17 protein-coding genes are annotated in these 13,113 nt (G+C 41.4%); 2 read left to right on the top strand and 15 right to left on the bottom strand.

Annotated elements, in window-relative coordinates; all coding sequences use genetic code 11:
• Positions 1 to 2: 2 nt before the first annotated feature.
• From BKL49_RS05195 to BKL49_RS05130, 15 genes are all read right to left on the bottom strand, one after another.
• The gene (locus BKL49_RS05195) at positions 3 to 2,138 is read right to left on the bottom strand and encodes a phage tail tape measure protein (RefSeq protein ID WP_077423557.1); all 2,136 of its coding nucleotides are present in this window, start codon (positions 2,136 to 2,138) and stop codon (positions 3 to 5) included.
• A gap of 10 nt (positions 2,139 to 2,148) precedes the next feature.
• A complete protein-coding gene (locus tag BKL49_RS12310) occupies positions 2,149 to 2,319 on the bottom strand; it encodes a DUF6890 family protein (RefSeq protein WP_158074785.1) in 171 nt (56 codons plus the stop codon).
• Between the two features lie 8 nt (positions 2,320 to 2,327).
• Entirely contained in the window at positions 2,328 to 2,636 is a 309-nt protein-coding gene (locus BKL49_RS05190) for a putative phage tail assembly chaperone (protein WP_077423556.1), read from the bottom strand.
• A gap of 1 nt (position 2,637) precedes the next feature.
• Complete coding sequence (lysC, locus tag BKL49_RS12885) at positions 2,638 to 2,868, bottom strand: Rz1-like lysis system protein LysC (protein WP_077423555.1); 231 nt, start codon at positions 2,866 to 2,868, stop codon at positions 2,638 to 2,640.
• Positions 2,828 to 3,160: a hypothetical protein gene (locus BKL49_RS05180; protein WP_077423554.1), complete on the bottom strand. Its 333-nt coding sequence runs from the start codon at positions 3,158 to 3,160 to the stop codon at positions 2,828 to 2,830. The genes lysC and BKL49_RS05180 overlap by 41 nt, the downstream gene beginning before the upstream one ends.
• Positions 3,161 to 3,721, bottom strand: coding sequence for a lysozyme (locus BKL49_RS05175; RefSeq protein ID WP_077423553.1), 561 nt, complete (start codon positions 3,719 to 3,721; stop codon positions 3,161 to 3,163).
• Complete coding sequence (locus tag BKL49_RS05170; RefSeq protein ID WP_077423552.1) at positions 3,714 to 3,950, bottom strand: HP1 family phage holin; 237 nt, start codon at positions 3,948 to 3,950, stop codon at positions 3,714 to 3,716. The genes BKL49_RS05175 and BKL49_RS05170 overlap by 8 nt, the downstream gene beginning before the upstream one ends.
• Positions 3,951 to 4,039: 89 nt before the next feature.
• Positions 4,040 to 4,492, bottom strand: a complete 453-nt coding sequence (locus BKL49_RS05165; protein ID WP_077423551.1) for a phage protein — start codon at positions 4,490 to 4,492, stop codon at positions 4,040 to 4,042.
• 3 nt (positions 4,493 to 4,495) lie between these two features.
• Complete coding sequence (locus BKL49_RS05160) at positions 4,496 to 5,626, bottom strand: DUF2586 domain-containing protein (RefSeq protein WP_077423550.1); 1,131 nt, start codon at positions 5,624 to 5,626, stop codon at positions 4,496 to 4,498.
• A 14-nt stretch (positions 5,627 to 5,640) separates the two neighbouring features.
• Positions 5,641 to 6,324 carry a hypothetical protein gene (locus tag BKL49_RS05155; RefSeq protein ID WP_167367117.1) on the bottom strand — a complete coding sequence of 228 codons (684 nt, stop codon included), beginning with the start codon at positions 6,322 to 6,324 and terminating at the stop codon, positions 5,641 to 5,643.
• On the bottom strand, positions 6,299 to 6,802 hold the full coding sequence (locus tag BKL49_RS05150) for a phage tail protein (protein ID WP_077423549.1): 504 nt from the start codon (positions 6,800 to 6,802) through the stop codon (positions 6,299 to 6,301). The genes BKL49_RS05155 and BKL49_RS05150 overlap by 26 nt, the downstream gene beginning before the upstream one ends.
• Positions 6,790 to 7,242 carry a head completion/stabilization protein gene (locus tag BKL49_RS05145; protein WP_077423548.1) on the bottom strand — a complete coding sequence of 151 codons (453 nt, stop codon included), beginning with the start codon at positions 7,240 to 7,242 and terminating at the stop codon, positions 6,790 to 6,792. Before BKL49_RS05145 ends, BKL49_RS05150 begins: the two co-directional genes overlap by 13 nt.
• Complete coding sequence (locus BKL49_RS05140; protein WP_077423547.1) at positions 7,235 to 8,086, bottom strand: phage terminase small subunit; 852 nt, start codon at positions 8,084 to 8,086, stop codon at positions 7,235 to 7,237. Before BKL49_RS05140 ends, BKL49_RS05145 begins: the two co-directional genes overlap by 8 nt.
• A gap of 12 nt (positions 8,087 to 8,098) precedes the next feature.
• On the bottom strand, positions 8,099 to 9,115 hold the full coding sequence (locus BKL49_RS05135) for a phage major capsid protein, P2 family (RefSeq protein ID WP_077423546.1): 1,017 nt from the start codon (positions 9,113 to 9,115) through the stop codon (positions 8,099 to 8,101).
• 3 nt (positions 9,116 to 9,118) lie between these two features.
• The gene (locus BKL49_RS05130; RefSeq protein WP_077423721.1) at positions 9,119 to 9,985 is read right to left on the bottom strand and encodes a GPO family capsid scaffolding protein; all 867 of its coding nucleotides are present in this window, start codon (positions 9,983 to 9,985) and stop codon (positions 9,119 to 9,121) included.
• A 227-nt stretch (positions 9,986 to 10,212) separates the two neighbouring features.
• On the opposite strand from BKL49_RS05130, the gene BKL49_RS05125 reads away from it, so the two are divergent.
• Together BKL49_RS05125 and BKL49_RS05120 are read left to right on the top strand one after the other, a co-directional pair.
• Positions 10,213 to 12,036: a terminase ATPase subunit family protein gene (locus tag BKL49_RS05125; protein WP_077423545.1), complete on the top strand. Its 1,824-nt coding sequence runs from the start codon at positions 10,213 to 10,215 to the stop codon at positions 12,034 to 12,036.
• 25 nt (positions 12,037 to 12,061) lie between these two features.
• Positions 12,062 to 13,063, top strand: coding sequence for a phage portal protein (locus BKL49_RS05120; protein ID WP_425271872.1), 1,002 nt, complete (start codon positions 12,062 to 12,064; stop codon positions 13,061 to 13,063).
• Positions 13,064 to 13,113: the final 50 nt, after the last annotated feature.

Raw genomic sequence — 13,113 nt, 5'->3', positions numbered from 1 at the left:
TATCACCCCGCTGCAAGTTGTTCACGATTGCGCATTTCTTGCCATACTTTTTCACCATTATTTGAGTGAATGGTTACGCCACCATAATTAATATTTTTGGTTGTGTGTTGATTTTGTGTCAGTGTTTTAGTTACAGAACCATTAGGCATTTTTGTTAATTGAGGTTTAGTTTGTTCGCCTAATTCAAATTTTTGTGTTGGATTTAACTCAAGTTTTGGAATAGCATTCAATGCACCAAATTGATTTTGCATTTGTAGAACTTGTGTACCAACTGATGTGCTTAACCCGGTCACATTTTGAGGAATTTGGGGTAAATCCGGATCTTCCCACTTCGGAATAAGTGGAATATTGATGCCCGGTAAGGTATTAGCTTTCGTGATAACAAAGTTGATCACTTCGGTAAATGAATTGACGATACCTCGAAATGCTTTTAAGAAAATTTTGCTTAATGCTTTTGCAATATTTAAGAAACTTTCGATTGGTTTATCGCTGTCCCAAAGTGTTGTAATTGCCGTCCAACCCTCAATTAATGCATTTGTCACAATAGCAAATACATTTGCGACAAAATTAAATCCGTGTGCCACTAACTCAATGACATCAAAAATAGTATTAAATACCACACCTAATGCGTAGCCCAGATCGACACCAAATTGTTGGAACGTGTATGCGGAATCGGATGCACCACTAAATAATCCCATAATGCGCCAAATCGTTGCACCTATTTTTTGTAACGCGCCCCATACTAATGAGAAAGCAGAAAATAAAGGATCGAATGAGACACCCGCTAATTTAAAGCCGGTAATAAAGCCGCCGATAAATTCCATAAATTCAGCATAGTTTTTATAGATCACAACACCTAACGCAATCACTGCGGTGGTAACTAACATCACAGGACTGATTAAAAAAGCGAATGCCACACCAATTGCAGAGACAACACCACTCATCAAGGTGAGTGCGGCGGTTAACCCGGTGAAACCAATTAATGCCCCCACGACATAGCCAATCCAACGAGCGATATTTTTATAGGTGCGTAACCATTTGACAAATTCCTGTCCCATATCGGCAATTCTGTTCATAATCGGTTCAAGTTTTGCTAAAACCTGTGTGCCAATGGCTATTTGAATATTTTGAAAAATCGCTTGAAAACGCATCCACGAATCTGTCACCGTTTTTGATATTGCGATGGCATCATCAAGGGTTTTCATTTTGTCGATTTCTGCAATATCGGCTTTTAATGAATCTATTTTCGGCAAAAGATTATTGATGACTTGCGCCGCTTCTTTTGTCCCAAAGGCTTTTTGCAGTTCGTATAAATTTTCTGAATTTAACTCACCATATTTACTTTTGATTTTTTGCAGAATATCAATAATCGGTAACATCTTTCCTTGTGAATCAAGGAAAGAAAGTCCGAGTTTTTTCTGTGCTTTTACCGCACCATTCAGAAATGCGGCATATTTTGTCCCGGCAAGCCCACCTTCAAATACGTTTTGCAAGTTACCAATAATGGCGAATTGCTCTGCAGTTTTAATACCGTGATCTTTAGCAGAAGAACCTAAATTGGTATAAGCCTGCATTAACGATTCGCCCGATGACTTGAATTTATTTGCCGTTACGGTGGCTTGTGCTGAAATTTGCTCAACCCATTTTTCTTTACCAATTTTTGCCGCTTCATCACCAAAAATGCCGTATAACTGGGAAATATAAGAACCCATCGCTTTAACATCAGAACCGGTAGCTTTAGCTAAGATATTTGAGCTTTTGGAAAAGGCGATTAATTCACTATCCGTTAAACCGTCAATAGCACGGGCAATTTCATTGGTTGAGTTAACTACATCGGTTGCTGCCCCGCCATAAGTTGCGGAAAAATCAAGGGCGAAATCAGTGATTTTGCTAAGTCCTTTTTCGTCCCGCCCAGTTGCTTTGATTTCATTCAAAGCACGATTAAAATCAATGGCAGGATCAAGCGCACTTTTTAATGCCGCTCCCGTTGCAATTACACCGGCAGCACCTAGCCCGATGCGTTTCATTGCATCTTCACCACGTTTGCCTAATTGATCGATACTTTTCATCACGCCCTTAAGCGGTGCTGATAGTTGATCCGTTAAGCTGATGATGTATTCAAGCCCCTGAATTGCCATTAATTAAATCCTAAAATACCTTGGCGATACCGCTTGCCACGGCGTTTGCCTGTTGTTCAAAATATTGTTTATGCAGCCATATGGCGCGTGCTAGGTTGTGATCGCTGTTATCGGCGTGTGGTAAGTAGTGCATACGCAACGCAATGGCTTGTGATAAACCATTGCGTTCAATGCTTTCCACACGCGCGGTTAGTTTTTTACGGTAATGTCAATTTCCGGTACAAAGATTTCATTAACTTTACCTGCAATTTTCATTGCCAAGCCCGGCACATTGATAATTTCAAGTAATTCTGCTTTTTGTTCACGTGCCACGATTGCCAACAAGTAATCTTTGAATGGGGTGACTTTGTTGCGTTCGCCCATATCATTGATCATTTGATCGAAAGCACTGTTATCACGAATAAAGGTGAAATCCGTGCCGGCAATATTTAACACCACAGAATCTTTAAGATTGCCGGTGAGTTTTTCAAGTAAGGTTTGCGCTTGTGTTTTTTCCATTTTAGTTTTCCTTTTGGTTTCTATTTTGGTTATTAAAATCGGTGATGCACTTGTTTATGGCGGAATAAGCCACGGTGCAAATTTCAAGACGTTCTAACGCCTGATTTAATCCTTCGGCTAAATCGCCGTTAGTTTGAATGTTCACCTGTAATGGGCGACATTCGGTAGTTTGCGGGCAAATTAGCCGTAAATTATTTGGTTTTGGTTCGGTTGTTGAACACGCCAGCAACATCGGCAGGCACACGCCCATCACTCCAAATTTTATTTTCTGCATTGTTTAGCACGTCCTTTAGTTGTTGCCGGCGTAATTCGGCTTGTTTGTTCGCTCGGTTTAATTGGGCGGTAAGTTCGGCATTTTGGCTTTCATACCGTTGTAACATTGCCACATTTTGTTTGAGGGTTTGCTCGCTTTGCATTAATAAAAGTGCGGTTGTTTCCGCTTGTTTTTTGTAATGCAAGGCAGAACCAATAGCCCCAACAAATACAATAAGCAATGAGCCGATTAAAAGTGGTTTAAAATTCATTTACTTCCCCAAACACATTGCTTTTTCTTTTTCCCGGCGGCGTTGCAAGCCTTTCAACACTTTGCCACCGGCTTTGTTGAAATCGGAAATGTGATTGCACATTAATTCCCAGTTTTCTGCATTAGCGGCACGGTAAAGGGTGGTTTGTACTGATTTACCTAATTTTTTGTTGTAATAATGTTTGATGTTGCCACATCCCACATTAAAGGCTAATGACACCATTGCATCATATTGTCCTTGGTTCATCTTTCTACCGTTAAAATCCGCATTGATACAATTTTCCGCCTCTTTAATGTTTCGCCGTAAATCCGTTGCCACGTCATCAATAGTGAGAATTTTATTTTTATCAACGTTGTGGGTGTTGCCCACACCATTCGTCCATACATCAGCAGGGCATTTGTAAGGATTGCGGGTACAACCTTCTAAATTTACAATCATATGAACCGCTTGAAGGCTGACTTGGTTTTGTTCGTGTTTGGGTAAATTTTCCTGCTGTGTGTAAAATGCCGCCGCTACGGCGATTGCCGAACAAACAATCATTGCACCAAATTTTTTACTCATCGGTATGAATTCCTAATTTTTTTGCTTCAATTTTTGCCACTAACATTTTGTAAGCCAATTCTTCTTTACGAACGGCAACATCTTCTTTGTATTTTCGGTAAGCTATCCATACGGAAATTGCGCCGAACAAAATCCCGAATAATGCATACCATTCGCCCAAGGTTAAACTTGAAATAAGCGCAATTATTGAACCGACAAAGGGCGTTACGCCATCTACTTTATTACTCATAAAAATCCCTCAAAACATTTAGGAAACCGACCGCACTTGCTTAGATTTATTGTTGTTATACGTCAGCACGATCGGTCGCCTAAATTGGGTTAGCCGATAAGATCGCGAGTGTCTTCATCGGATAAATACGGCACGCCGTTAATGCGTACAAAATCGGGGCTTGTCACAAAATATTTAATTTTTTTCGTGGTTTTTGCCCCGCCTTTTGGATCGATATTCAAAATATCGGTCAAAATAAGTTTGTTGCCGAAGGTTTCTACTTTTGAACGTACACCGCCACGCATAGCAAAAAAGGTGAAATCCGTTTCCGGAATACTGCGATAGCTACCGGATGCAGCGGCGGCCGTGGCAATTTTGTTAAAGTTTTTTTCATCTAATTCAATTTCACCTTCTGCCGCCACATCACCACTTACCCAACCATCGGGAATACCGCGAGTTAATGCTACTGCGCTGTTATCGGTGATAGACAGGCTGATCGATTCGGCGTGAATCGGGAAACCGAACAAATAAAAGTCAAAACTCATTCCGCTGATTCGTTCCATTTTTTAATCTCCTAAACTTTCTAAATCTAAGAAAATGTTTGCCGTGATGTCTTTCGGGCAATCATAAGGACGCACTTTAATGTAAAGCGTAACTTTGGTTTTGCTGTGCCAAACAATCGTAATGGCATCATCTTTTGGCGGCATACATTCACCCGGAAAATCTTTGCCGTTAATGGTTGCGGATTTACTCATATCACGCAGCGGTTTGGCAAAATAGCTTTTGTGATATTCCGTACTGGATACAGTGGAATTAAAGGAACGATCGGCAATTTTGGCAATCGCTAACAACCGCACTTTGCGCGCCACTTTGTCAACCACCCGCACGTTTTCAATGACTTGATAATCACCGCCTTCTACGTCCAATGTGCGACCATCCGACCAGTAATAGCCGTCATAGTCCGGATACCACATCGGCACGGAATAACGCGCACTTTCTAGCGATTTAAGATGCGCAAGAGTTAATTCATTGCCGTCTTTATCTAACGGTTTTTCTGCATTGCCAAGACTAACTAATGCCCCTGTTTGCACCCGTGCCGGGCTATCGGCAACGGTCACGGCACGATTTGCCAAACGCCCCGCCAATACCCCCGCCTCATTGCCAAAAAGTAACGGCGTTAAGCACACGTGATCGGCAACGAGGGTTTGTTGCAATGTAGTGAGCTTTTGCACATATTGCTCCCAGTTTTCACCGTCCGATTCATCACGGTTAATGCCTTGCACGGCTTGAATGAAGAATGTGCGGCGACCAAATTTCGCTAATAATTCCGCATAACATTCTTGCAGCTTATTGATCGCTACTTTATCTACGCCCAAATAATGCGTATTGACACAATATTCAAAAGAGTCGGTTTGATTGGCTTTTTTGACACAGTCAATAAAGTCGTAACCTTCTTCTTGCGCAATGTAAACGTGGGCAAACCAGTTTTGACCGGCATTTAACATTGCCGCACGCACTTGTTTTTTTAACTCGGTTTCCGTTTCACCGAAGACTTTGTCAAAATCCGAATCGGGTGTAAGTGCCAACAGTTTGCCGGCATTGACTTCACCCACGCCAACAAACAACGCGTGGCGTTCAATTTCTTTGGATTCACCGCTTAATTGATTAAGGGCGTTAATTTGTACGGATGGGAACATTTTTTACTGTCCTCTTATTGTTGTTTTTGGGTATATTTTTGAATTTCTGCCAAAATAATTTTGGCGTTTTCTTCATCACGTGTATCTAAGAAAGCCCGTTTTTCTGTTGGAATAATCCATTGTGTTAAATGTTTACTTGGGTTCATTCCGTTTTTTTCTTCTAACTTACGAATAATTAAACTCGCTTTTGCACGTGATAAAGTGCTACGAATTTCACTTAATGTGGGCTTTCTGCGTTTTGCTTTGCCCCCTTTTGTTTTACCGTTTGCTACGGTATAACCTAAATCTTTTAATTTTTTCGCTTGGCGCAAGGTGCAGGGGTCGGAACCTATGCCACCTTTATTTTTTCCGGTAAATTCCGTTTTTTTGAATAAGTGTGGAATCCCTTCTTGATGTTCTTGTGCAATTTCACCAGTTCGTTTTTGCTTATAGAACAATGCCCCTTTGTTTTTTTCCGCTTTACTATTTGCCAGTTTTGCAATGCGGCGTAGCATTTTTGCCGTACCGTTTTTGCGTTTTTTCCAACCTGTTCCCATAGGATCACGTTGGTTTGATGCAGTTTTTACTGCTTGGCGTTTAATCATCTGCAAAGATCGAATAAGAATTTCACGTTTTTTCTTATCGGGGAGTGCGATAATTTCAAGATCTTTCAGAAACTTTTTTAAATCGTTTCTATCGATCCCCATTTGAATTTTCATTTTCAATCCTTACAACAAGATCAATTTCAGCAGCGGTAAACACCTCAATGTTATCTAACCGATAATTTTCACCATCAATTTGTAATTCGCCTTTGCTGAACTTCATTGCCGTGAGTGGTTCACGAAAAGCAATGGTAAAAATGACATCTGCGGTGTTATCGTCAATAATGTCTAAATCAAAGGGGATTTCGTCATAACCTAAAATATCCCGCATTGGATCGTTTTCGTTTACCCATACTTGAATAAATGCCATTAAATAAGCCGGTGAAATTTCGTTGAATGGCAACGCCTCAAAGTGAAATACGCCGTTGTAGGACAAATGGCACACTTCTATTCCGTTATCGGTAACTTGTCGCCCTTCATTGAGTAATTTGCCGTCTTCAATCCAACTATAAAAATTGCCGTGATAGCGTTTCGGTAGCTTGGTGAGCAGGAAATCTGTTAATTGTTGGTACAACATCTTTTTTACAGTAGCCATACTGATCCCCGTTTTTTGCCTTTTAAGGTGCGAATAGCGTGGGTTGCTTCCGCTAATAGGCTTTTTTGTTCTGCCACGTATTCACGATTTTGATGAATTTCCCGCCCTGAAAGGGTGTTAAATTCCGGTAATAATTCCGCTTTAGCGCGAGCGAATACCGCTTTTTTGTAAAGGGTTTCCGCGTAGTTTTCGCCATTAATACTTTGGCTTGAAATTTCTCGCACAGAATTGACCGCACTTTGGCGATAATTTTCTTCCACCGTAACCAAATCAAGGTTAACGCCTTGCATTGCGGCAACTAAGACGGTTTTCACCATTTCCACCGGAATTTGCAGGGGAATAGCACGTTGTTTTTGAAACTCTTCGATCGACACATCACACCAAAAGCCACTATTGCTTATTACGGTGTCGTCATAATCTTGTGTTCTGCCGTTAAACATTCTCTCCCCCGTTATCATTGTTTAAGAGTGGGCGGGCTGTGAGTTTTTCAATCACCTTGTCAAAATCAATTTGGGTTTGTTTCAAACTCAAGCCCGCCACTTGGGGAAGACTGTTGGGATCATATTCGCCCGCTTTTGCCAATGCATTTAAACGCATTGCGCAACGTTCAATCATATTTTTTACACCGGCTTTTGGGTTTAATTGGAAAGCGCGGTTGCACAGTTGAATGGCAAGTACGAGGGTTTCGGCATCATCAATCCCACTTGCCTGTACTTTGCCCTGTGGGGTGCGTAAGAGCAGGGCCGCTGCCAGTTTTAGCCATTTTGCTTTGACAATTTCGTGTAGTTGCCATTGGGTCGCCACGTTTTTAAAAGTTTGTGCAAAATATGGCTCAACGGATTGACCGGCTGCGGCGGTTTTGTCTGTCCAGTTGTAGATTTGGTCGGCGACAAAGTTTGGTAAGGTGGTTTGCCACCCTTCCGGCATTGCTTGATTTTGTAAAATTGCTTTTTCAGCCAGTGACAAGGCTCGGTCAAAATCAGCAATGTCAAACAAATACACAATGCAATAAACCAAATAATCATTTTGATAGATTGTTCCTTGTTCAAAATATTGTTCAACAAACGGCAACCACTTTGGTAAAAAGCGATTGCGTTTGTAGTCGTTCTTTTCGGCTCGTGTTGGGAATGCACGTACGGCGTTTACATCGTTTTTACAGGCAATTTCAAGTACGGCATAATCTTTACCCTGTGTGGCAACCGCACTTTGTTGTGTGTGGTTTTCTGTGGTTTGATTAATTTGTGCTAATGCCTGCATTCGGCGTTGAAAATCTCGCATTCCCATTTTGATTTGCCTTTATTGTTCGTCTTCCAATTTCACGTTTTTGAATTCGATTGCGGCGAATTTGCCTAAATCTTCCACGGCGTAAGCCTGATTGCGGTAATAGGTGTCTTTAATGGCTTTCACCTCTTGATCTTCACGGAAACTACGGCGGATAGAACCTTTTTGAGTGTAAATGGATAAGTTATCCAAACTTGTTACAATCGCCGCACGTCCCGGCATATTCGGCACGATCATTGAAGGCATACCACCAAAGGTTTTCATTAAATCGTGGGTATTTAATGCCGCTTTTTCGGTGGCAATTAAACTATTGCCGCGGTAAACGGTACTCGCTTCTTTTGCCACTAAATCCGCCCCCACAAGGAACACTAAATCACCTGCATCGCGGTGGCGTTCGTGTAAGCCTTGTTTTAGATCGTAGGCAAGTTCATCTAAGTTTTTGTAATCGGCGTTTGCACCAAAAATGCGAATGATATTGTCGGTTTTACCACCGGTTAAGACTTGAGTTGCTTTGTTATCACGGGCAAATTGCATCCAACCTTTGTTGACATCTTTACCTTCGGCATCTTTTGTATTTTCGGCAACACTTTCACCATAGAAACCGATTTTTAATTCATCTAAGGCGATTTGGCGTTGTACAAAATCCGCCCAACGTTGGGCAAATTGTGGTGCAAGACTGCCCCACTGATCTAAACGCGGCCACGGGATTAAAATTCCTGAATCGGTTTCAACACATTCGTAGCCATAGCCGCTTGGTTCAGCTTCGCCATAAAAACGTGCGGTTTTCTTACGCCCGGTAATCATTCCTTCGGTTGCACCGAATATTAATTGCCCTTTCAGTTCATCCACTTGCATATAATTGATTTTTTGCAAGAAGTCGGCTTTTTTCTGAATGTTGTCCAATAGGTGAATTTCTTTGTTGGCTTCAACCGAAAATTCTTTACCCTGTTCGATGCGTTCTGCATCTACGCCGTAATAACCGGCAACATTTGAGAAAAATTCTTTTAATACTTTTTGAGTTTCTAATTTCATTGTTTACACCGCCATATTAAACGTTTGGGTTGCTTCCGGTACACCGTTTGGCACTGGTGTTTTTTCTTGATTTAATTCATTGAATTTTTTATCAAGATTTTGCACCGTGGTTAAAAGTTGATTGAACTGCTCCGCCGTAACGCCTTGCGGTTGTTCCGGTTTTTGTTCTTCCTGTTTCGCTTCTTGTGCCGGCTTGGTTTCTTGTGTTGCCGAAAAATGGTTATCCACTTTTTGGCTTAAACCATTTACCGCATCAAGTAATTGTGCGAATTGTTTTTCATCCATTGCTTTTTCCTCTTTATTATTGTTGTTATTGGGAGTTGTTTTTTCTTCCTCGATTTGCTCGGAAGATGAAAAGAATTTTGTGATGGCGTTGAAAAAACTGCGTACCATTTTTTCTTCGTCTGCCTCATTTTTTACGGCAAAGTCAATTTTGACGAACTCGCCAAAAACTGCGCCGTTTTGTTCTACATTGAAGAAATCCAGTTTTGTTGTGCCAACGGATGCCGGGGAATCGGTTACACCTAAGCCATATAAATAGGCTTTTCCGGTGTTACGGAAATTCGGCATAATTTCTACGCTGGTAAATAATTTTTGACCGGCAAGGTTTAAATCGATCAATTCTTGGTTTGGAGCAATCACGGCAAATAATTTGGTTTCGCCGTTTTCTTGATCTTCGGCTTTTAACTCTAATACTTGACCGCAACTAAAATAACGGCGGTGTTCTAACCAAAGATTGGCGGTGTAATGATTCGGATCATAACTTTCTGCCATTTCGTGCAATTCTTGCGCGGTAATTTGGCGGCCGTCCACGGTATAGCCCGATGTGGCAATGCAAATAAAATCGGTTTTGAGTTTGCTTTTATTCATTTTGTTGAACCTTTGGGGAAAGGTATGTTTTTCAAGTGCCGCCATTTTTGCCGATCTTTTTTCTAAAATCACTTTGCAAAATTCGGATATGTTCGGATATAAGCGGATAACCGACCATATCCGAACATATCCAATTTTTGCCATTAAATTTTTGCTGTTTTTGTTGCCACAATACGCCCAACACAACAACAACAACAGCAACAGCAACAGCAACAGCAACAAAGAATATGACGGAATCAAAGCTAAGAATAAGAAAAACAAAACGCTATGATGATGAAGTGATTTATGCCGCTAAGTTTCTTTATTTGAAGAAATACACACCAAAAGAGATTGCGGCGGAATTAAAACTGAATAGCACACGCCCGATTTACTATTGGGCGGAAAAATACAACTGGCGAAATTTAATCAGTGAAAGCGGTATTGAAGAACTGATCGCATTACGCATTATCACGTTGACGGAACGTGAAAATAAAAGCGATCAAGAAATCAAAGAACTTGAGGCACTGATTGATAAAGACATTCAGTATAAAAAGCAACGGGCAGCGCAACTTGCCAAAGTGCCGACAAAAAGTGCGGTCAATTTTGCGGAAGTTTCTAATAGTGAACGCGACTTTGCCGACAGTGGAGGCGGTGACGAACGCAAGAAGAAAAAACGGGTAAAAAATGATATTTCCCACGTCACGCCCGAGATGTGTCAGCCGTTTATTGATTCCCTATTTGATTATCAAAAACATATTCGTGCCAATAAACACCACGATGTACGCAATATTCTGAAAAGCCGCCAAATTGGTGCGACCTATTATTTTAGTTTTGAGGCGTTGGAAGATGCTATTTTTACCGGTGATAACCAAATTTTTCTTTCGGCAAGTAAGCGGCAGGCAGAAATTTTCAAAAATTACATTGTAAAAATGGCGCGTGAATATTTCGGGGTAGAACTGACCGGCAATCCGATTATTTTAAGTAACGGGGCGGAATTGCACTTTTTATCAACCAACAAAAATACTTCACAGGGGAATAGCGGCCACGTTTACGGTGATGAATATGCGTGGATTCGTGATTTTCAGCGGTTTAATGATGTTGCCTCTGCAATGGCGACACACGCAAAATGGCGTGAAACCTATTTCAGTACACCGTCTTCCAAATTCCACGAATCCTATTCATTTTGGAGTGGAGACAACTGGCGCGATGGTGATCCGAAACGTAAAAACGTGCCGTTCCCCACTTTTGCCGAATTACGTGACGGCGGGCGACTTTGTCCTGACGGCCAGTGGCGTTATGTGGTGACGATTGAAGATGCACTCAAAGGCGGTGCAGGGGCATTGTTTAACATTGAAAAACTGAAACAACGTTATAGCAAATACGCCTTCAATCAGCTTTATATGTGTGTTTGGATTGATGATGCGGATTCCATTTTTAATATTAAGCAACTTTTAAAATGTGGTGTTGATACGGCGAAATGGGCGGATTTTGACCCGAAAGCGGATCGCCCATTTGGTGAGCGGGAAGTATGGGGCGGTTTTGACCCTGCTCATAGTGGGGATGGCGCAAGTTTTGTAATCGTTGCCCCACCTGCCCTTGCCGGCGAGAAATATCGCGTGTTGGCACGTTATCAATGGAACGGGCTTTCTTATGTCTATCAAGCCAATCAAATACGCCAACTTTATGAAAAATACAATATGACCTACATCGGCATTGATGCAACGGGTGTGGGTTATGGGGTGTATGAATTAGTGAAAGAATTTGCACGCCGCGCGGCAACCGCCATTATTTACAACCCCGAAAGCAAAACGGGTATGGTGCTGAAAGTCCACGATCTCGTGGAACACGGGCAAATTGAGTGGAGCGAAAAAGAAATTGATATTGTACCGAGCTTTTTGATGATTAAGCACCAAACAACCAAATCGGGCAATACAATGACTTTTACGGCAGAACGTACAGTAAAAACGCAGCACGCCGATGTGTTTTTTGCGATCTGCAATGCTATTAATAAAAAATCATTAAGTGATAAACCACGTAAACGCCGTGGATGGAGTGTATTAAGTGAAAAATAATATAAAAATAAAGAAAAATAAACCGATGGTGATTGCACCGATTAATGACCGCACTTTTTCATTAAATGAAATCACCGCCTCTCCGGCATTGGATTATGTGGGGATTGGGTTTGATGAAAATTATAACTGTTATTTGCCTCCGGTGAACCGCCACGCGTTAGCAAAATTGCCCCACCAAAACGCACAACACGGTGGGATTTTACATAGCCGTGCGAATATGGTGAGTGCAACCTATGAGGGCGGTAAAGCCTTATCTAAAGTAGAAATGCGTGCGCTTTGTTTGAATCTCATTCAGTTTGGTGATGTTGGGTTATTGAAAATACGTAATGGATTTGGACAAGTGGTGCGCCTTGTGCCGTTATCGGGCCTCTATTTGCGTGTGCGTAAAGACGGTGGCTATTCTTATTTGATGAAAAAATCCCTTTATGATACAGCGCAAGAGGTTTATCGCTACGATGCACGGGATATTATCTTTATTAAACTTTACGACCCAATGCAACAGGTTTATGGATCGCCTGATTATGTAGGCGGTATTCAATCCGCATTGTTAAATTCCGATGCCACTGTGTTTCGCCGTCGTTATTTTAGCAACGGTGCGCATATGGGCTTTATTTTGTATTCGACTGATCCCGATTTAACGGAAGATATGGAAGAAGAAATTGCAAAAAAGATTGGTGAATCAAAAGGGGTTGGGAATTTCCGATCAATGTTTGTGAATATTGCCAACGGTCATCCGGACGGTTTGAAAGTCATTCCGATTGGAGATACCGGCACAAAAGATGAGTTTGCCAATATTAAAAACATTTCTGCACAAGATGTTTTAACCGCACATCGCTTTCCGGCCGGATTAAGCGGCATTATTCCGACCAATACGGCAGGGCTTGGCGATCCGTTGAAATATCGTGAGGTGTATCACTATGATGAAGTGTTGCCATTACAAGAAATTATTGCGGAGTCTATAAATAATGACCCCGAAATCAAAACGTTATTAAAAATCAAGTTTCGTGAGCCAAATTTTACAAAATAAATCCCCGATCAAATACTATACAAAACCACAGTGATCTATATAATGATAAA

This window comes from Rodentibacter myodis (assembly GCF_001999305.1).
Taxonomy (GTDB): Bacteria; Pseudomonadota; Gammaproteobacteria; order Enterobacterales; family Pasteurellaceae; genus Rodentibacter; species Rodentibacter myodis.
This window is presented reverse-complemented; position numbering and strand designations above follow the sequence as displayed.

Excerpts from the sequence above, each read along its gene's own strand:
- BKL49_RS05190 (WP_077423556.1), bottom strand. The coding sequence starts at position 2,636 with ATGGAAAAAACACAAGCGCAAACCTTACTTGAAAAACTCACCGGCAAT.
- BKL49_RS05130 (WP_077423721.1), bottom strand. The coding sequence starts at position 9,985 with ATGAATAAAAGCAAACTCAAAACCGATTTTATTTGCATTGCCACATCG.
- BKL49_RS05180 (WP_077423554.1), bottom strand. The coding sequence starts at position 3,160 with ATGAATTTTAAACCACTTTTAATCGGCTCATTGCTTATTGTATTTGTT.
- BKL49_RS05120 (WP_425271872.1), top strand. The coding sequence starts at position 12,062 with ATGGTGATTGCACCGATTAATGACCGCACTTTTTCATTAAATGAAATC.
- BKL49_RS05155 (WP_167367117.1), bottom strand. The coding sequence starts at position 6,324 with ATGAAAATTCAAATGGGGATCGATAGAAACGATTTAAAAAAGTTTCTG.
- BKL49_RS05170 (WP_077423552.1), bottom strand. The coding sequence starts at position 3,950 with ATGAGTAATAAAGTAGATGGCGTAACGCCCTTTGTCGGTTCAATAATT.
- BKL49_RS05140 (WP_077423547.1), bottom strand. The coding sequence starts at position 8,086 with ATGGGAATGCGAGATTTTCAACGCCGAATGCAGGCATTAGCACAAATT.
- BKL49_RS05165 (WP_077423551.1), bottom strand. The coding sequence starts at position 4,492 with ATGGAACGAATCAGCGGAATGAGTTTTGACTTTTATTTGTTCGGTTTC.
- BKL49_RS05125 (WP_077423545.1), top strand. The coding sequence starts at position 10,213 with ATGACGGAATCAAAGCTAAGAATAAGAAAAACAAAACGCTATGATGAT.
- BKL49_RS05195 (WP_077423557.1), bottom strand. The coding sequence starts at position 2,138 with ATGGCAATTCAGGGGCTTGAATACATCATCAGCTTAACGGATCAACTA.
- lysC (WP_077423555.1), bottom strand. The coding sequence starts at position 2,868 with ATGTTGCTGGCGTGTTCAACAACCGAACCAAAACCAAATAATTTACGG.
- BKL49_RS05145 (WP_077423548.1), bottom strand. The coding sequence starts at position 7,242 with ATGTTTAACGGCAGAACACAAGATTATGACGACACCGTAATAAGCAAT.
- BKL49_RS05175 (WP_077423553.1), bottom strand. The coding sequence starts at position 3,721 with ATGAGTAAAAAATTTGGTGCAATGATTGTTTGTTCGGCAATCGCCGTA.
- BKL49_RS05160 (WP_077423550.1), bottom strand. The coding sequence starts at position 5,626 with ATGTTCCCATCCGTACAAATTAACGCCCTTAATCAATTAAGCGGTGAA.
- BKL49_RS05150 (WP_077423549.1), bottom strand. The coding sequence starts at position 6,802 with ATGGCTACTGTAAAAAAGATGTTGTACCAACAATTAACAGATTTCCTG.
- BKL49_RS05135 (WP_077423546.1), bottom strand. The coding sequence starts at position 9,115 with ATGAAATTAGAAACTCAAAAAGTATTAAAAGAATTTTTCTCAAATGTT.